Annotated in this window: 20 protein-coding genes; 7 read left to right on the forward strand and 13 right to left on the reverse strand. The window is 70.4% G+C overall.

The window, feature by feature from the left end; all coding sequences use genetic code 11:
* Nucleotides 1–35: 35 nt before the first annotated feature.
* Genes H4696_RS47310 through H4696_RS47320 form a run of 3 tightly spaced genes read left to right on the forward strand, consistent with a single transcriptional unit; the run spans nucleotide 36 to nucleotide 2,018 of the window.
* Entirely contained in the window at nucleotides 36–545 is a 510-nt protein-coding gene (locus tag H4696_RS47310) for a MarR family winged helix-turn-helix transcriptional regulator (protein ID WP_086863456.1), read from the forward strand.
* Nucleotides 546–594: 49 nt separating this feature from the next.
* Complete coding sequence (locus tag H4696_RS47315; protein WP_086863455.1) at nucleotides 595–951, forward strand: nuclear transport factor 2 family protein; 357 nt, start codon at nucleotides 595–597, stop codon at nucleotides 949–951.
* A 17-nt stretch (nucleotides 952–968) separates the two neighbouring features.
* Nucleotides 969–2,018 (forward strand): NAD(P)H-dependent flavin oxidoreductase, encoded by a 1,050-nt coding sequence (locus tag H4696_RS47320; protein WP_086863454.1) that lies wholly within the window; start codon nucleotides 969–971, stop codon nucleotides 2,016–2,018.
* On the opposite strand, the gene H4696_RS47325 is transcribed toward H4696_RS47320, so the two are convergent.
* The 3 genes from H4696_RS47325 to H4696_RS47335 form a co-directional block, all read right to left on the reverse strand.
* On the reverse strand, nucleotides 2,015–3,481 hold the full coding sequence (locus tag H4696_RS47325; protein ID WP_192782930.1) for an amino acid permease: 1,467 nt from the start codon (nucleotides 3,479–3,481) through the stop codon (nucleotides 2,015–2,017). The two genes, H4696_RS47320 and H4696_RS47325, sit on opposite strands and share 4 nt — an antisense overlap.
* Nucleotides 3,482–3,571: 90 nt before the next feature.
* Entirely contained in the window at nucleotides 3,572–4,615 is a 1,044-nt protein-coding gene (locus H4696_RS47330; RefSeq protein ID WP_086863453.1) for an alpha/beta hydrolase, read from the reverse strand.
* Nucleotides 4,616–4,764: 149 nt separating this feature from the next.
* Nucleotides 4,765–5,730 carry a quinone oxidoreductase family protein gene (locus H4696_RS47335; RefSeq protein ID WP_086863452.1) on the reverse strand — a complete coding sequence of 322 codons (966 nt, stop codon included), beginning with the start codon at nucleotides 5,728–5,730 and terminating at the stop codon, nucleotides 4,765–4,767.
* Nucleotides 5,731–5,789: 59 nt separating this feature from the next.
* Between H4696_RS47335 and H4696_RS47340 the strand changes: the two genes are divergently transcribed.
* The 3 genes from H4696_RS47340 to H4696_RS47350 are packed head-to-tail and all read left to right on the forward strand — an operon-like array spanning nucleotide 5,790 to nucleotide 6,828.
* Nucleotides 5,790–5,993, forward strand: a complete 204-nt coding sequence (locus tag H4696_RS47340) for a hypothetical protein (RefSeq protein ID WP_086863451.1) — start codon at nucleotides 5,790–5,792, stop codon at nucleotides 5,991–5,993.
* An 11-nt stretch (nucleotides 5,994–6,004) separates the two neighbouring features.
* Nucleotides 6,005–6,463, forward strand: coding sequence for a guanyl-specific ribonuclease (locus H4696_RS47345; RefSeq protein WP_086863450.1), 459 nt, complete (start codon nucleotides 6,005–6,007; stop codon nucleotides 6,461–6,463).
* A complete protein-coding gene (locus H4696_RS47350; RefSeq protein ID WP_086863449.1) occupies nucleotides 6,460–6,828 on the forward strand; it encodes a barstar family protein in 369 nt (122 codons plus the stop codon). Before H4696_RS47345 ends, H4696_RS47350 begins: the two co-directional genes overlap by 4 nt.
* A 146-nt stretch (nucleotides 6,829–6,974) precedes the next feature.
* Here the strand turns inward: H4696_RS47350 and H4696_RS47355 are convergent, their stop codons facing one another.
* Complete coding sequence (locus H4696_RS47355) at nucleotides 6,975–7,760, reverse strand: hypothetical protein (protein ID WP_086865733.1); 786 nt, start codon at nucleotides 7,758–7,760, stop codon at nucleotides 6,975–6,977.
* 385 nt (nucleotides 7,761–8,145) lie between these two features.
* On the opposite strand from H4696_RS47355, the gene H4696_RS47360 reads away from it, so the two are divergent.
* The gene (locus H4696_RS47360; protein WP_086864916.1) at nucleotides 8,146–8,988 is read left to right on the forward strand and encodes a transposase family protein; all 843 of its coding nucleotides are present in this window, start codon (nucleotides 8,146–8,148) and stop codon (nucleotides 8,986–8,988) included.
* 88 nt (nucleotides 8,989–9,076) lie between these two features.
* Here H4696_RS47360 and H4696_RS47365 read toward each other — a convergent pair whose 3' ends face one another.
* The 9 genes from H4696_RS47365 to H4696_RS47400 form a co-directional block, all read right to left on the reverse strand.
* Nucleotides 9,077–9,850 carry an enoyl-CoA hydratase family protein gene (locus tag H4696_RS47365; RefSeq protein WP_086860666.1) on the reverse strand — a complete coding sequence of 258 codons (774 nt, stop codon included), beginning with the start codon at nucleotides 9,848–9,850 and terminating at the stop codon, nucleotides 9,077–9,079.
* 38 nt (nucleotides 9,851–9,888) lie between these two features.
* A complete protein-coding gene (locus H4696_RS47370; protein WP_086860664.1) occupies nucleotides 9,889–10,392 on the reverse strand; it encodes a DUF3291 domain-containing protein in 504 nt (167 codons plus the stop codon).
* A gap of 43 nt (nucleotides 10,393–10,435) precedes the next feature.
* On the reverse strand, nucleotides 10,436–11,065 hold the full coding sequence (locus H4696_RS47375) for a cyclase (RefSeq protein WP_086860663.1): 630 nt from the start codon (nucleotides 11,063–11,065) through the stop codon (nucleotides 10,436–10,438).
* A 360-nt stretch (nucleotides 11,066–11,425) separates the two neighbouring features.
* A complete protein-coding gene (locus H4696_RS47380; RefSeq protein WP_086860661.1) occupies nucleotides 11,426–12,163 on the reverse strand; it encodes a sirohydrochlorin chelatase in 738 nt (245 codons plus the stop codon).
* Nucleotides 12,160–13,422: a sulfate adenylyltransferase subunit 1 gene (locus H4696_RS47385; protein ID WP_086860660.1), complete on the reverse strand. Its 1,263-nt coding sequence runs from the start codon at nucleotides 13,420–13,422 to the stop codon at nucleotides 12,160–12,162. The genes H4696_RS47380 and H4696_RS47385 overlap by 4 nt, the downstream gene beginning before the upstream one ends.
* Nucleotides 13,422–14,342 carry a sulfate adenylyltransferase subunit CysD gene (cysD, locus tag H4696_RS47390; protein ID WP_086860659.1) on the reverse strand — a complete coding sequence of 307 codons (921 nt, stop codon included), beginning with the start codon at nucleotides 14,340–14,342 and terminating at the stop codon, nucleotides 13,422–13,424. The genes H4696_RS47385 and cysD overlap by 1 nt, the downstream gene beginning before the upstream one ends.
* Before the next feature lie 11 nt (nucleotides 14,343–14,353).
* Nucleotides 14,354–15,049 carry a phosphoadenylyl-sulfate reductase gene (locus H4696_RS47395; protein WP_086860658.1) on the reverse strand — a complete coding sequence of 232 codons (696 nt, stop codon included), beginning with the start codon at nucleotides 15,047–15,049 and terminating at the stop codon, nucleotides 14,354–14,356.
* Entirely contained in the window at nucleotides 15,046–15,195 is a 150-nt protein-coding gene (locus H4696_RS50585; protein WP_086860657.1) for an eL43 family ribosomal protein, read from the reverse strand. Before H4696_RS50585 ends, H4696_RS47395 begins: the two co-directional genes overlap by 4 nt.
* The gene (locus H4696_RS47400) at nucleotides 15,192–16,886 is read right to left on the reverse strand and encodes a nitrite/sulfite reductase (protein WP_086860656.1); all 1,695 of its coding nucleotides are present in this window, start codon (nucleotides 16,884–16,886) and stop codon (nucleotides 15,192–15,194) included. Before H4696_RS47400 ends, H4696_RS50585 begins: the two co-directional genes overlap by 4 nt.
* Nucleotides 16,887–16,915 lie beyond the last annotated feature (29 nt).

The raw sequence follows: 16,915 nt of genomic DNA on the forward strand, positions 1-16,915 counted from the left end.
TGGTCTAGACCAGTCTGGGTGGTTAAGCTCGCCCGGTGACGCGGGACTTCGCACCGGGATCGCCGTTCGCGCTGCTGACGGAAGCCGAAACGGCGGCTTGGTACGCCTACATGAAGGTGCACCTGCGCCTGGAGTACGAGCTGAACCGGCAGTTGCGCGCCGACAGCGGGATCTCGCTCGCCGACCACCACGTGCTGGTCGCCCTGACGAGCGAGCCCGGCGGCCGGATGCGGGTCACCGATCTCGCGATCCGCATCGGCTGGGAGCGCAGCAGGCTGTCGCACCACCTGAAGCGGATGCGGGACCGCGGCCTGGTCGACACCGTGACCGCCGTCGAGGACCGCCGGGGCACGGAGGTGGTGCTCTCCGAGGCCGGCTGGGAGACGCTGCGGCAGGCCGCGCCGGACCACGTCGAGTTCGTGCGCAAGGCCTTCCTCGACGCCCTCGGGCCCGGCGAGCTGGCCCGGCTGGCGACCTCGCTCGAGCGCGTTTACGACCGGCTCGTCGAGCACGGCACCCTGCCGCGGCCGGAAGATCACCCCTGACAAGTACGTGACATTTCACATACTATGGCCGTGAGCCTAGGAGGGCGCGATGGCAACGGTGGCCGAACTGATGCGAGCGAACCTGCTCGACGTATTCAACGAGCGTGACGACGAGAAGCGGGCCAAGGCGATCGCCGCGACCTACGCCGCCGACGTCACGTTCGCCGATCCGGAAGGCGTCGCGACCGGGCACGAGGAGCTGAACGCCAAGGCCCGCGCGCTGCTGGCACAGTCGCCGGGCTTCGTGTTCTCCGCCGCGGGCCCGGTGCTGGTGAACCACGACCTGGGGCACCTCGCCTGGGCGCTCGGCCCCGAAGGCGCACCGCCGGTCGTGCGCGGCATCGACGTCGCCCTCGTGGCGGACGGGGTGATCAAGAAGCTCTACACGATGCTGCTGCCCGCCTGAGTACTACGCTCGCGAACATGTTCGACGAGCTGGCGTTCCCGGTCATCGCCGCGCCCATGGCGGGCGGGCCCACCACTCCGGAGCTGGTCGCCGCGGTGACCGAGGCCGGTGGCTTCGGGTTCCTCTCGGCCGGCATGCTCACCCCCGCCGCGCTGGCGGCGCAGGTCGAGCGGACGCGGGAGCTGACCGGCCGCGAGTTCGGCGTCAACCTCTTCGTCCCGCAGCCGGACACCGGCGCCGACATCGGCGCGCACCGCGCCCGGCTCGAGGCCTTCGCCCGCGAGTACGACGTCGAGCTCGGCGAACCGAAGTGGGACGACGACAACTACCCGGCGAAGCTGGACGTGGTGCTCGAGAAGCGGGTGCCGGTCGTGTCGTTCACCTTCGGGCCGCCGTCGCCGTCGGACGTTCAGCGGCTCAAAGAAGCCGGGGCGAAGGTGGTCGTCACCGTGACCACGCCCGAGTCCGCTCAGCGCGCCGCGGACCTCGGGGCCGACGCGCTCGTCCTGCAGGGCTTCGAGGCGGGCGGGCACCGGAGTCTCTTCACCGACGACGCGCGCCTGCCCGGCGGTGGCGCGGAGTACGGCGTGCTGGCGCTGCTGCGGCTCGTAGCCGCGCGCGTCGACCTGCCGCTGATCGCCGCCGGGGGACTGGTGCACGGCGCGGACGTCGCCGCCGTGCTCGCCGCCGGGGCCGTCGCCGCCCAGCTCGGCACCGTCTTCCTGCGCGCGGACGAAGCCGGGACGTCGGAGGCGCACCGGAAGGCGCTGGCGCTCGCCGAACGCGAGACGGCGTTCACCCGCGCCTTCAGCGGGCGCCCGGCGCGGGGGCTGGTCAACAAGTTCATGGACGAGCTGTCCGAGGGCGCGCCCGCGGCCTACCCGCAGCTCAACCACCTGGCTGGGCCGGTGCGCAAGGCGTCGGCCAAGGCGGGTGACCCGGAAGCGATTTCGCTGTGGGCGGGCCAGACCTACCCGCTCGCCTACGACGCCTCGGCCGCCGTCATCCTCGAACGGCTGAAGGTCGAGGCGCGCGACGCCGCCGCACGCCTCGACCGGATCCGCTAGTCGGTCTTCTCCGGCACCGGGGCGTCACCGCTGGTGCGGTTGAGCACCGAATGCCGCCGGCTGTAGAGGAAGTACACGAGCATCCCGAGCACGAACCAGACCGCGAACCGCAGCCAGGTCGCCGGCTGCAGGAACGTGATCAGCCAGATCGAGAAGACGATGCCGATCGCGGGCACCACCGGCATGCCCGGCGTCTTGAACGTCCGGGGCAGGTCCGGCTGCTTGTAGCGCAGCACGATCACCGCGACGCAGACCACGACGAACGCGAGCAGGATGCCGATGTTCGTCAGCTCAGCGGCCTCGCCGATCGGCAGCACCCCGGCGATGATCGCCGACGCGCCGCCGAGGATCCACGTCATCCGGCTCGGCACCTGGCGCTTCACGTTGGTCTTGCCGAGCCACGCCGGCAGCAGGCCGTCGCGGCTCATCGAGTAGCCGACGCGGGTGGCGCCCATCAGGAACGTGAACAGCACGGTGAGGATGCCGACGATCGCGCCGATCGCGATCACCGTGGCCAGCCCGTCGAGGCCGACCGACTTGAACGCCGTCGAGAAGCCGCTCTTCGGGTCGATCTCGGTGTACTTCTGCATGCCGGTCAGCACCAGGCAGGCCAGCACGTACAGCACCATCGAGATGGCCAGCGAGTAGATGATGGCCTTCGGCATGTGCCGCTGCGCGTCCTTGGATTCCTCGGCGGCCGTGGACATCGCGTCATAACCGAAGACCGCGAAGAACACTGTCGCGGCGCCGGTCACCGCGCCGCCGAAGCCCGCCGGGGCGAACGGCGTGTAGTTGCCGGTCTTCACGTAGAAGAAGCCGACCAGGATGACGACCAGCACGATCAGCACCTTGATGCCGACCATCGCCGTCTCGAACCGGGCGGCGCTGCGGATGCCGCGGTTGAGCAGGTACGCGATGAGCAGGCAGAGCAGTGCGGCGAACAGGTCGATCTTGTGGCCCGGCCCGGTGCCGGGCGCGCCGAGCATCCAGGCGGGCAGGTCGAGGCCGAGCTGGCCGAGCAGGAAGCTGAAGTAGCCGGAGATGCCGATGGCCACCACCGACACGATCGCGGTGTACTCCAGCAGCAGGTCCCAGCCGATGAACCAGCCGACGACCTCGCCGAGCACGGCGTAGCCGTAGGTGTAGGCCGAGCCGGCCTTCGGGATCAGGCCGGCGAACTCGGCGTAGGAGAACGCGGCCGCGGCGCTCGCGACGCCCGCGATGAGGAACGAGATCAGCACGGCCGGGCCGACGCCGGGGATGCCGGCCGAGTCGTCGCCGTGCGCGACACTGCCGGCGAGGGCGAAGATCCCCGCGCCGATGATGCCGCCGATGCCGATGGCGGTCAGTTGCCACAGCCCCAGTGTGCGGTTGAGGCCGCCGCTTTCGCTGGTGTCCTGGATCTGGTCGATCGGCTTGCGCCGGAAGATGCCGGAGCTGGAGCCCAGGCTTGGAGCGGACATCTTCGTCTCCCGAACGTCGGTGGACGGCCCGGATCACGGACCCAACGGGGGAACCTACCGCCAACTCCGCGTGAAGACAGCGTGAGCGGATCAGCCCGCCGCGGTGTCCTCGCTCACGGCTTCCGACGCCGTCGCGGCGGCACGCTTGGCCTGGGTGGTCCGGACCGCGCTCGCGGCGAAGTAGGTGAGCAGCTCCGCGATCTCGACCGGGTCGTCCAGCTGCGGGCAGTGCCCCCAGTCCTCGCGGACCAGCAGCCTGCTGTGCGGCACCAGCGTGTGCAGCTGCCGCCCGGACGCCGCGGTGACGAGCTTGTCCTTGCCGCACGCGACGACCAGCAGCGGGACCTGGACCGAGTCGAGGCGGTAGGCGTCGGCGAGCTCCGCGACGAGCTGCCGGGCCTGCTCCAGCCGGCTCTTGGTCGCGCGGTAGTCCGGGAACAGCGCGGTGAAGCGCTGCACCTGCGTCGCGTCGGCCGCCGTCGAGTCGGCGTAGAGCAGCCGCGGGACGAGCTGCTCGGCGACCTTGCGCACCAGGAAGCCCGGCACCGGGACCGGCAGGGACGAGTACAGCCGCAGGGGCAGCGGGTAGCGCGCCACCGTGCGGATCAGCCACGAGTCGACGAACCCCGGCGCGGCGATCGAGACGACGCCGGAGATCGGCAGCCGGCTGTTCTGCGCCGCGCGCAGGCTCATCGTGCCGCCGAGGGAGTTGCCGGCCAGCACGACCGAGCCGAGCACGGCCTGTTCGCGGACGACGGCGGTGGTGAAGGCGTCGAGCTGCGGCAGCATCGGGCCGGGCCGCAGCGGCTGGGCGTCGCCGAAGCCGGGCAGGTCGACCGCGACGGCCGGGATCCCGGCGGCCGCGAGCTGCTCCAGGGCGGGGCGCCAGGTGTCGGCGCTGTCGCAGTAACCGTGCAGCAGCACCAGACGCGGCGCGGTGGGCCGCAGGTGCCCGGCGGCTCCGCGGCGCCGCAGCGAGCGGCGGGGGAGCTCCGGCTCGGGGCCGGGGTCGCCGACCTCGAGGACGCGGGTGCGGACGCCGGCGTAGCGCCGGAAGGAGACCCGGATCGGGTCCGGATCAGTACTGGACCGGCCGCCCGGTCCAGCCGGTGCGGGCCGCTTCGTTGCGGTCATGTTTACAGATTAGCTTGCCGCCCTTGGGTTTTGGTCGAATTTGGGTGCTAACGACCAGATCTCGATCCGAGTACGTTGACAATTCACCAAGTGGGCGGTACAAGCGGTGACCTGGGCGGGCCGGCGGCCGGTCCGCCCAGGTCAAAGCCTCAGCGGGTGAAAACGATCTTGCCGGCGGTGTCACCTTCGAGCATCGCCTGGAACCCCTTGGCTGCCTCTTCGAACGGCAATTCCTGCCCGATCTGCGGCCGCACGCCGGTCAGGTCGAGGTAGGCGAGCAGGTCGGCGAGCTCGTCGCGGGTGCCCATCGTCGAGCCGGAGACGCGCAGCTGCAGGAAGAAGACGCGCTGCAGCTCCGCGTTCGCGTCCGGGCCGCTGGTCGAGCCGGAGACGACGATGATGCCGCCCGGCTTCAGCGACTTGACCGAGTGCGACCAGGTCGCCTTCCCGACGGTCTCGAACACGGCGTCGACGCGCTCGGGCAGCCGCGCGCCGGACTCGAACGCCTGGTGCGCGCCGAGGCTCGTGGCCAGCGCCCGCTTCTCCTCGGTGCGGCCGGTGACCCAGACCCGGAACCCGGCCGCGCGGCCGAGCTGCACCAGCGCCGTCGACACGCCGCCGGAGGCACCCTGCACGAGCATGGTCTGGCCCGGCCGCAGCCCGGACTTCACGAAGAGCATCCGGTAGGCGGTCAGCCAGGCCGTGCCCATGGTGGCGGCCTCGGCGAAGCTGAGCTCGGCGGGCTTGGGGACGACGTTGCGGGCCGGGACGATCACCTGGTCGGCGAAGGTGCCCTGGTGCTTCTCGGTGAGCAGCGTGCGCTTCGGGTCGAGGGTGTCGTCGCCCTGCCAGCCCGGGGCGTTGATCACGGAGTGGAGGACGACCTCGGAGCCGTCGTCGAGGGTGCCGGCGCCGTCGCAGCCGAGGATCATCGGGAACTGCTCCGGCTTGATCCCGACCCCGCGCAGCGTCCAGAGGTCGTGCATGTTCAGGCTGGCCGCCTTGACGTGCACGCGGACCCAGCCGTCCGGCACGTCGGGTTCGGGTCGCTCGCCGACGACGAGCGAGTCCAGCGGGCTGTCTGCGTTGGGTTCCTGCGCGTACACGGCGAACATGTCCAGCAAGGTACCGCCCCTGGGGCGCGGCGGCAGTAGAGCGCGCGTAGGCTCACACCGTGTTCAACGGGCTTGCCGACTGGTGGGACGGGGTCGAGCTGTGGCTCGCCCAGGCGTGGTTCCCGGTCCAGTTCGTACTGGTCATGGTGGTCGTCGTGCCGCTGTGCCTGGCCGCCGCGTGGGTGCTCGACAAGCTCGTCGGGCTCTTCGCCCGCCGCTTGACCCCGGGGCGTGACGACGACCGCTCCGACGGGTCGGCATAGGCTCGCGAACCATGTTCAACCGAAGGCGGATCACCGCCGCGCTGATCGGGCTCCTCGTGCTGGTGCTGGGGGGCTGGCTGGTCAAGGACGCCGTCGGCGGATCGACGTCTCCGAGCACTTCGCCGAGCACGTCCGCGAGCGCTCCGGCGAAGGGCAGCGCCACCGTTCCCGGGTCCGACTCCGGACTGCCGGTGAAGGCGCTTTCCGCGTTGCCCGCCCAGGCCGCGGACACGTGGAAGCTGATCGAAAAGGGCGGCCCGTACCCGTACCCGCGCAACGACGACGTCGTGTTCGAAAACCGGGAGAAGCGCTTGCCCGGCAAGAAGTCCGGCTACTACCACGAGTACACGGTGAAGACCCCGGGCAGCCCCGACCGCGGCGCGCGGCGGCTGATCACCGGGCAGGCGCACGAGCTGTACTACACCGGCGACCACTACGCGTCGTTCGTCGTCGTGGACCCGGCCCGATGAGCGCGTCGGAGCAGGCGAAGGCCGCCGCCGAGGAAGCGTTCGCCCGGGGCGCGTACCCGCACCTGGTGAACTCGCGGCCCACCGTGGACAAGGCCAGCACGCTGAGCGCGTTCGCCGCCGCACTGTCCTTTCCGGACTACTTCGGGCACAACCTCGACGCGCTCTACGACTGCCTGACCGACCTGTCGTGGCTGCCGCCGGGCGAGCACGTGCTGATCTGGCCGGGCTCGGACGCGCTGCGCAAGGCCGAACCCAAGACGTACCTGGCGATCCGCAGCGTGCTTTCGGACGCGCAGCGCGCACTCGGCCCGAGCGGCCGAAGCGCCGGCTCGTGGCGGCTCACGGTCGTCCTGCCGGACGCCTGAGCGGCGCCCCCGCGCGCTTGACGGCCGGCCCTCGTCCTGGCTTGGTCTCAAGCGCCCCAATGTGGCGTTGGTTGCGTCCAGCGCACCGAATGTGGCGTTCGGTGCGTCTGACGCACCGAACGCCACATTGGGGCGCTTCCCGCGGGCTACGGGTGGCAGGTCACCGGGGGGCGTGGACGTCGTTGCGCGACTGCGTAGGCCGAGCGCAGGTCGGCGATCACCCGGTCCGGCTCGGTGCGCAGGTGGATCGGCAACGTCTGGAGGAAGGTGATCCCGGCCGCGGTGTAGCGGGCGTTCCGGGCGAGGGTGTCGGAGTAGCCGTTCCCGTCACTGTGCCACTTGCGTGAGTCGATCTCCCACGCGAAGGCGACATCGTCGCACCAGGCGTCCGGTTTGGCGATGAACTCGCCGTGCTCATCGAAGACCCGGATGTTCCACGCAGCCGGTGGCAGTCCGGCGAGTTTCCAGATCTCCCAGGCTTCAGCCTCCGCAACCGATTCCGCGCCACCGAGGATCGCTTGGAGAGCTCGCCTGGCCAGCGCCGAACCCCGTTGGCTGCCGAGACGGAGCTCCTTTTCGAGTTGAGCCGGTGTGCAACGCCTGCGTTGCACTGCCTCGGCAAGCAACGCCTGCACGGTATCGAAATCCCGGATGCGGCGTGCCGCGTCGAGCGCTGCACGGTGTACCGGTGCTACAGGCAGGCCGTTTCGCGTGACCGGGGTGGGCAGCCGGGTCGTACGTTCGACGAGGACGAAGCCGCAACTCGTGATCTCACGCTCATCCGGGACGAGGATGTGCACTTCGGCGGGTTCCGGGAAGTCCTGAAGTCCCTGTCTTCGCAGTGCCCAGAGCCCGGTGAGCACCGCGCCACCACCACCGCGGATGAGTGCGGCTCGTAGGCGCTGTTCGTCGGTCGGTTCTGTCGGGTGCAGCAAGATGATTCCCGGCAACAACCGCCGCCACGGGCCGCCGGGCAAGCACCGGCGATAGACGCTGCTGCGTTGCATGCCGATCTCTTCGAGATCGGCGGTTCGCACGACATCCGGAGTGTTTTTGTGACCGGCAACCAGTGGGTGCCGTGTCCAGGTTCCCCTCTTCACGCATCGAGGATTGGCGCCTCGTCGGTGAAAGGCCAGCTCATGGCGTTGCGAACGGTCCGTTGGTGACGCGATCGGCCAGAATTCAGCCGTTCGTGCGCGCCCAGCTCAAGCGCCCCAATGAGGTTTTCTCAGTAGCGGTGTGGTTCCGCGAATAGGCGTGGGGCCCCTGGTAGGACTGGATTTGCGAAGATCAAGTCCGAGGTTCCAGAGGCCCCACGTGATCAATTATGGCGCCACCCTCGACGTGGCGCGCGAGCTGGTCTGGTTCGTTGCCCGTGTCCTGCAGACCGAGCGGCTGCGGCGCGGCACCCGCCGCGGCCGGCGCGCCCTGACCCCCTACCGGCACGCGGTCCTGGCGCTGCGCTGGTTCCGCGACGCCACCCCCGTGCACCGGCTGGCCACCGACCACCACATCAGCACCGCCACCGCCTACCGCTACCTGCACGAAGCCATCACCGCCCTCGCCGCCCAAGCCCCGGACCTGCACCAAGTCCTGGCCGACCGCCGCGCCCGGGGTGACACCCACGTGATCCTCGACGGCAGCCTCATCTCCTGCGACCGGGTCGCGGCGACCACGACCAAAACCAAAGGCAAGAACCGCGGCCGGACCGTGCACCTGTGGTACTCGGGCAAACACCGAGCCTTCGGCGGAAACATCCAGTTCCTGGCCAGCGCCGACGGATTCCCGCTGTGGGTCTCCCCGGTGCTGCCCGGCTCCCGCAACGACCTCTCCGCCGCCCGCGACCTCGACATCATCGGCGCGTTAACCGCCGCCGCAGCCCACGGCCTGCCCACCCTGGCCGACAAGGCCTACCACTCCGCCGGCATCGGCATCTACACCCCGGTCAAGAAAGCCGCCGGCCAACCACCCCTCCACCTCCGCCAACGGGTCTACAACCAGCTGCAATCCCGAGCCCGCGCCCTCGGCGAACGCGCCATGGCCATCCTCAAAACCCGCTGGTCAGCCCTACACCGCATCAGCCTCTGCCCACACCGCATCGGCACCATCGTCCAAGCAGCCCTCGTCCTCACCCACCACGAACACCACGGACGCTACTGAGAAAACCTCAATGTGGCGTTCGGTGCGTCCAACGCACCGAACGCCACATTGGGTGCGTCTGACGCAACCAACGCCACATTGGGGCGCTTCAGTCCTGCGGGACCCAGTTCGGCTTGCGCTTCTGGGCGAAGGCCAGGATGCCCTCCTGGCCTTCCTCGCTCGCGAAGAACTTCGCCGACAGGCCGAGCATCTCCTCGAAGCCCTCCGAAGGCGTCGCGAACCGGGGGCGGCTCAGCAGGGCCTTCGTCTCGGCCAGCGCCTTCGGCCCGCCCGCCGCGAGCGCCTTGACGAAGCGGGTCACCTCGGCGTCGAGCTCGGCGGCCGGGACCGCCGAGTTGAGGAGGCCGATCTCGACCGCGCGGCGGGCGTCGAACGTGTCGCCGGTCAGGAACAGCTCGTGGGCCGCGCGCGGGTTCAGCCGCGGCAGGACCGTCAGGGAGATGATCGCCGGGACCACGCCGATGCGGACCTCGGAGAAGGCGAACGTCGCTTCCGGGACCGCCACCGCGATGTCGCACGCCGCCACCATGCCGATGCCGCCGGCGCGGGCGGGGCCGGCCAGGCGGGCGACGACCGGCTTCGGGCTGGTCCACAGCTGCTCGAGGATCTTCGGGAACTCGTTGACGCCCTGGTCGCCGGCGCTGCCGCCGCGCGCTTCCTTGAGGTCCATCCCCGCGCAGAACACCGGGCCGGTGTGGGTCAGCACGATCACGCGGACGGCGTCGTCGGTGGCCGCCTTCGTCAGCGAGTCCGAGAGCTCGCGGCGCAGCTGCGCCGACAGCGCGTTGCGGTTGTGCGGGGAGTCCAGGGTGATCGTGGCGGTGCCGCCCACCACGTCGTAGTGCACCAGTTCGTCAGCCATGCCCGTCACCCTTGCACACTCGCCGCGCGGCGCCGGTGTTACGCGGGGCACAGCCAGCCGGGGTCACCCTCGCGGGCGGCCGCGGCCGGCGAGAAGTGCTGCTTCAGCGTGAAAGCTTCCGGCGTCGGGCCGTGGACGCGCAGGTGCTTGATCTTCGCCTCGGCTTCCGCGGTCGTCGGCCGGTGCCCGGCGGGGACCCACCAGAGCACGGTCATGGCCTCGCGGACGTGGTGGAACCACTCGCGGCGGCGCTTCATGATCGCGACGTGGTCGCCGGAGAACACGAAGTCCGCGAGCGCCTCCACCGACGTCCACACGGACATGTTGACCAGGATCCCGGACGTGCCGCGGACGTCCCATTCGAAGGCGCGGATCGAGGTCGCGTCGCCGTCCTCGGTCTGCAGGCGCCAGACGAAGCCCGGCGCGCGGTCGGCGATCGCGTTCACCGGCTCGAGCGCGTCGACGAAGTCCCGGAAGGACTCGTCGTCGAGCGGCGCCTGCATGCGGCTGATGTTGACCTGAGCGAGTTCGAAGTTCCCCATGCGGCCACCCTACGGGCGGAACCCGCAGGGTGGCCGGGGAAAGTCAGCCGATGGTCGTCGTGGTGAAGACGGGGCTGGGGTTGGGGAAGCAGGCCGTCGGCGCGGTGACGTCGCCGATGATGCTGCTCGCCACCGCCTTGAAGGTCAGGCCCGGGTCGCTGTAGCTGGTCCCGGACAGCTTCGTCTCGATGGTGCCGGACTGCCCGGCCGTCAGGTGCGCGGTGACCGTGGGCAGTTCGAAGGTGGCGCCGCCCGCGATCGGGCCGGGGAAGCTCAGCGTCGCGACGCCGTCCGCGACCGCGATGGTCGGTGCGGTGCTGCCGAGGCCGGACCCGCCGGCGAGGTCGGCGCCGACGTAGGTGGAGTTCGCCGGGATCGGGAACTTGAGCGCGAAGGTGTTGATGTTCTTGACCTTGTTCCCGCTCACGTCGCTCGGCACGGTGTTCGGCCCCGGATCGATGACGACGTCGAAAGCGCCGCCGGGGGCGACCGTGGCGGGCGCGGTGACGTCCGCGTCCTGGTTCAGCGACACCTGCTGCGGGCCGACGATCGGGGCATCGGCCTGGCAGTCGAAGGTGACGGAGGTGGCCGCCGACGCCGGGGCGGCGAGGGCGATCGGAAGGGCGGCGGCCGCGGTCAGAGCGGCGAGCCGGGAAAGGTGAAGAGCTTTCATCTGTATCCACCTACCTGCGGTTTCAAGAGGGGAGGGAGAAAGCTGCGCAGCGATTAGATAGTTACCGGCAAGTTAACTAGCGCGTCAAGGATTTACCGTTCCCATGCACGAGGGGTGACGGTAAATGTGAAGAAGACTCGCCTTTTGGCGGTGGTGGCGCTGCTGACCTGCTGTTCTGGGGTACGGACAGTGGCTCGGGTGGCCTTGCCGAGGCGACCGGCGGAAGCGCGTCCGAGGGTGCTAACCCCGGTCCTTCTGATCCGTAGTCAGATGCCCGAGGGCTTCACGCACCGGGCGCCGAGCAAGAACCTTCTAATCTCTAGCTCGCAGGCGCGAAGCCCGCCGCACCTTCCCCTGCCGCTAGGCGTACTGGCGGAGCAGCCCGCTCACCGCGGACGCGTACCGGCTGATCACCACGTCCGCCACGCGCGGGTCGTCCGCCAGCGGCTTCGCGATGAACGCCTTCGGGTCGGCCTCCAAGGCCAGCCGCGCGATCCGGTCCGGCAGCAGCCCGGGCGCGAGGAACCACGATGCGACGATCAGGTGCCGCACACCCCGCTCGCGCAGCCGGGCGGCGGCCGCGGGGATGTCCGGCTGGGTGGCGGACGCGAACGCCTCGCTCACCGGGAGGCCCAGCCGCTCCTCCCAGCGGGCGGCGAGGGCAGCGACGACGGCGTTCGCCGACGCATTGGACGAACCGACCGCGCTCACCAGCACACCCGAGCCCCGGCGGTGCGGAGCCGGGGCCAGCCGGTCCAGGGCCACCGCCTCCAGGGCCGGGTCCGCGCCGAGCACGTCCGACACCTGGACGCGGAAGCCCGGGCACTCCTCGACCACCGAAGAGATCAGTGCGGGCAGGTCCATCCGTGCGTGGAAAGCGCTGCCCAGCAGCAACGGCACCACGACCGCCGTGCGGTGGCCGTCCGCGTACAGCCTCCGCAGGACGTCCGTGACGAGCGGTTCCGACAGGTCCAAAAAGGACTCGTGCACCTCCAGGCCCGGCGCCTGTGCGCGCACGACGTCCACGAGCGCCCGCACGGTCGACGCCGAGCGGGGGTCGCGGCTGCCGTGCGCGACGGCGACCAGGGGTGGCGTCACGAGAAGCGCTCGCCCACCAGGCCGGCGGCCAGTGTGTCGCCGTCCTTCGGGTCGATCACCAGGAACGCGCCGGTGCGCGGGCTGACGCCGTAGTCGTCGACGCCCAGCTCTTCGGCCAGCCGCAGCGTGACGCTGCCGATGTCGTTGAGCTCCAGCGACGAAGGTGAGTCCACGCTGGACAGTGTCTGCTCGTCGAACCGCGCGTGCAACTCGCCGACGAGCGCCTGCACCGTGCGGGTGCCGTGCTTGACCAGGACGCGGGCGCCCGGCTTCAGCGGCTTCGACGACAGCCAGCACAGCGTGCCGGTGATCTCGTCGGTGATCCGGGGCGGCGCATCGGCGGCCGCGATCAGGTCGCCGCGGGAGATGTCGATGTCGTCGGCCAGCAGCAGCGTCACCGACGTCCCGGCGCCGGCCTCCGCCAGCGGGCCGTCGGCGGTGTCGATGCGCTCGACGCGGCTGCGGATGCCCTGCGGCAGCACGACGATCTCGTCGCCGGGGCGGACCGTGCCCGCGGCGATCTGGCCCGCGTAGCCGCGGTAGTCCAGGTACTCCGCCGTGCGCGGGCGGATCACGTACTGCACCGGGAAGCGCAGCGCGGAGTCGTGCGGGTCGGGCGCGACCGGCACCTCCTCCAGGTGCTCCAGCAGGTTCGGCCCGCGGTACCACGGCGTCCGCTCCGAGCGTGTCGCGACGTTGTCGCCTTCGAGCGCCGACACGGGGATCGTGAGCACCGAGCCGCGCGCGTAGCCCAGCGTCTCGGCGTGCGAAGCGAACTCCTCGGCGATCACCGTGAACGTCGCTTCGTCGTAGTCGACCAGGTCGATCTTGTTCACCGCCAGCACCAGCTGCGGCACGCCCAGCAGCGCAAGCACCGCCGCGTGCCGCCGGGTCTGCTCGATGACGCCCTTGCGCGCGTCGACCAGCAGCACGGCCAGCTGCGCGGTGGACGCGCCGGTCACCGTGTTGCGCGTGTACTGCACGTGCCCCGGCGTGTCGGCCAGCACGAACGACCGCTTGGGCGTGGCGAAGTACCGGTAGGCGACGTCGATGGTGATGCCCTGCTCGCGTTCCGAGCGCAGGCCGTCGACCAGCAGCGACAGGTCCGGAGTGGACAGTCCCTTGTCGACGGACGCGCGGGTGACGGCGTCGAGCTGGTCGGCGAGCACCGACTTGGTGTCGTAGAGCAGCCGGCCGACCAGCGTGGACTTTCCGTCGTCCACGCTCCCGGCGGTGGCCAGGCGAAGCAGCGAACTCATCAGAAGTACCCCTCACGCTTGCGGTCTTCCATGGCCGCCTCGGACATCCGGTCGTCGGCGCGGGTGGCGCCGCGTTCGGTGAGGCGCGAAGCCGACACCTCGGCGATGACGTCTTCGACGGTGGTGGCGGTGGACTCGATCGCGCCGGTGCAGGAGCCGTCGCCGACGGTCCGGTACCGCACGGTCATCTCACGCACCTCTTCGCCGGGGCGCGGACCGCCCCACGGGCCCTCGGCCAGCAGCATCCCGTCGCGCAGGTACACCTCGCGCCGGTGCGCGTAGTAGATCGAGGGCAGTTCGACCTTCTCGCGGGCGATGTAGTTCCAGACGTCGGCCTCGGTCCAGTTGGACAGCGGGAAGACGCGGACCTGCTCGCCCGGGCGGTGCCTGCCGTTGTACAGGTTCCACAGCTCGGGCCGCTGCCGGCGCGGTTCCCACTGGCCGAAGGCGTTGCGGAGGCTGAAGATCCGCTCCTTCGCCCGGGCCCGCTCCTCGTCGCGGCGCCCGCCGCCGAAGACGGCGTCGAACTTGTTCTCGGCGATGGTGTCCAGCAGCGGCGTGGTCTGCAGCGGGTTGCGCATGCCGTCCGCGCGCTCTTCGAGGCGCCCGTCGTCGATCCAGTCCTGGACCTTCGCCACGACCAGGCGCAGCCCGTGCCGCTCGACGACGCGGTCGCGGAACTCGATGACCTCGTCGAAGTTGTGCCCGGTGTCCACGTGCAGCAGCGGGAACGGCACCGGCGCCGGCCAGAACGCCTTGATCGCCAGGTGCAGCAGCAGCGTCGAGTCCTTGCCGCCGGAGAAGAGGATCACCGGACGGTCGAACTCGCCTGCCACCTCCCGGAAGATGTGGATGGCCTCGGACTCCAAGGCCGCGAGGTTGTCCTGTGCCGCATCTGTCGCGGGCTCCAAGGTCGTCATGAGTCCCTTCCTCAGCCGTGCAGTCCGCACTCGGTCTTCGACTGGCCCGCCCAGCGGCCGCTGCGCGGGTCGGCGCCCGGCTCCACGCGAGCCGTGCAGGGCGCGCAGCCGATCGAGAGGTAGCCGATCGAAACGAGCGGGTTCTCCAGGATCCCGTGCTCGCGGATGTAGCCGTTGAACTCGTCGTCGGACCACGCCGCGATCGGGTTGACCTTCACCAGCCCGTTGCGGTCGTCCCAGGTGACGATCGGGGTGTTCGCCCGGGTCGGCGCGTCGACCCGGCGGACGCCGGTGATCCACGCCGAGTAGTTCGAGAGGGTCTTGCGCAGCGGCACGACCTTGCGGAGGTTGCAGCACAGCGTGGCGTCGCGGGCGTGCAGCTTCTCGCCGTACTCCGCGTCCTGCTCGGCGACGCTCTGCTCGGCCTGGGCGTTGACGATCTTCACGTCGGGGTAGACCGTCTGCACCGCGTCGCGCGTGCCGAGGGTTTCCGGGAAGTGGTAGCCCGTCTCGAGGAAGAGAACGTCCACATCGGACTTCACCTTCGTGGTGAGGTCGATGAGCACGGCGTCCTGCATGTTGGACGCGACGATGAAGTCGTCGCCGAACGTGTCGACGGTCCAGCGGATCGCTTCGGTGGCGGTGGCGTCGGCGAGCTCCTTGGACGCGCGCTCGGCGAGGGTCTTGTAGTCGGCGGTGGCGGTCATCGGGAAACCTCCGGGAGGGACAGGCCGAGGAACTTGACCGAGAAAACCCGGCGACAGGCAGAACACAGCCAGCCGCCGTTCTCTTCCGGCCGCAGATCCTCGTCCCCGCAATAAGGGCAGTAGTACGGCGCTGCTCGCTCGGTCACTGGAGGGCGCTTTCGTCGGCGCGCGCCGCCCACTGGGCGAAGCGTTCGCCGGGTTCGCGCCCGGTCACGTAGTTGCGCACGACCCGCTCGACGTACCCGGTCAGCTCGCCCGAGGTCACCTTGTGGCCGCGCAGCTTCCGGCCGAACCCGGCGTCGAGGCCGAGGCCGCCGCCCAGGTGCACCTGGAAGCCTTCGACCTGGTTGCCGTCGGCGTCGGTGACGATCTGGCCCTTGAGGCCGATGTCCGCGGTCTGGATCCGCGCGCAGGAGTTGGGGCAGCCGTTGAGGTGCACGCTCACCGGCGTGTCGAGGTCCTTCTGGATGTCCACCAACGACTTCTCGAGGTCCGCGACGAGCTGCTGCGCCCGCGCCTTCGTCTCGACGATGGCGAGCTTGCAGAACTCCAGCCCGGTGCAGGCCATCACGCCGCGCCGCCACGGCGACGGCTTCGTCTCCAGCCCCAGTTCCGACAGCTCGGCCTCGAGCGTGGCGACCTGGGCCTCGGGGACGTCGAGCACGACGAGCTTCTGCTGCGGGGTGAGCCGCACGCGGCCCGATCCCGCGCGCTCGGCGGCCTTGGCGACGGCGACGAGCGTGCCGCCCGACGACCGGCCGGCGATCGGCGCGGCGCCGACGTAGAAGGAGCCGTCGACCTGCGGGTGCACCCCGACGTGGTCGAGCGGGACGGCCGGGTCGGCCGGCGGCGGGCCGTCGATCAGCTCGCGCTTGAGGTACTCGTCCTGCAGCACCTGGCGGAACTTCTCCGCGCCCCAGTCCTTGACCAGGAACTTGATCCGGGCGCGGGAGCGCAGCCGGCGGTAGCCGTAGTCGCGGAAGACCGAGATGACGCCTTCCCAGACGTCCGGGACCTCTTCGAGTGGCACCCAGGCGCCGAGGCGCTGGCCGAGCATCGGGTTGGTGGACAGGCCGCCGCCGACCCAGACGTCGAAGCCCGGTCCGTGCTCGGGGTGGTCCACGCCGACGAAGGCGACGTCGTGGATCTCGTGCGCGACGTCCGGCTGGCCGGAGATCGCGGTCTTGAACTTGCGCGGCAGGTTGGCGAACTCCGGCTTGCCGATGTAGCGGCGCTTGATCTCGTCGATCGCCGGGGTGCCGTCGATCACTTCGGCGGCCGCGATGCCCGCGACCGGCGAGCCGAGGATGACGCGGGGGCTGTCGCCGCACGCCTCCATCGTGGTCATGCCGGCGTTCTCGAGCTTGGCCCAGATCGCCGGGACGTCTTCGATCCGGATCCAGTGGTACTGGATGTTCTGCCGGTCGGTGATGTCGGCGGTGTCGCGGGCGTACTGCTGCGAGATCTCGCCCAGCACGGTCAGCTGCGCCGTGGTCAGCGCGCCGCCGTCGAGCCGGACCCGCAGCATGAAGTAGCGGTCGTCGAGCTCTTCGGGCTCCAGGGTCGCGGTGCGCCCGCCGTCGATGCCCGGCTTGCGCTGGGTGTACAGGCCGAACCAGCGGAACCGGCCGCGCAGGTCACCCGGGTCGATCGCGTCGAATCCCCGGTGGGCGTAGATGTTTTCGATCCGCGCACGCACGTTGAGCGGGTGATCGTCCTTCTTCGACCGCTCGTTCGGGTTCAGCGGCTCCCGGTAACCGAGCGCCCACTGCCCTTCGCCTCGCTTCTGCTTCGCGCGCGCGGGTCGGGCGGGGGTTTGACGCGTGGGCGTGGCCATGGCGGCGTCCTCCGATGGGGCGGTCCGAA

It is taken from the genome of Amycolatopsis lexingtonensis (assembly GCF_014873755.1).
Classification (GTDB): Bacteria; Actinomycetota; Actinomycetes; order Mycobacteriales; family Pseudonocardiaceae; genus Amycolatopsis; species Amycolatopsis lexingtonensis.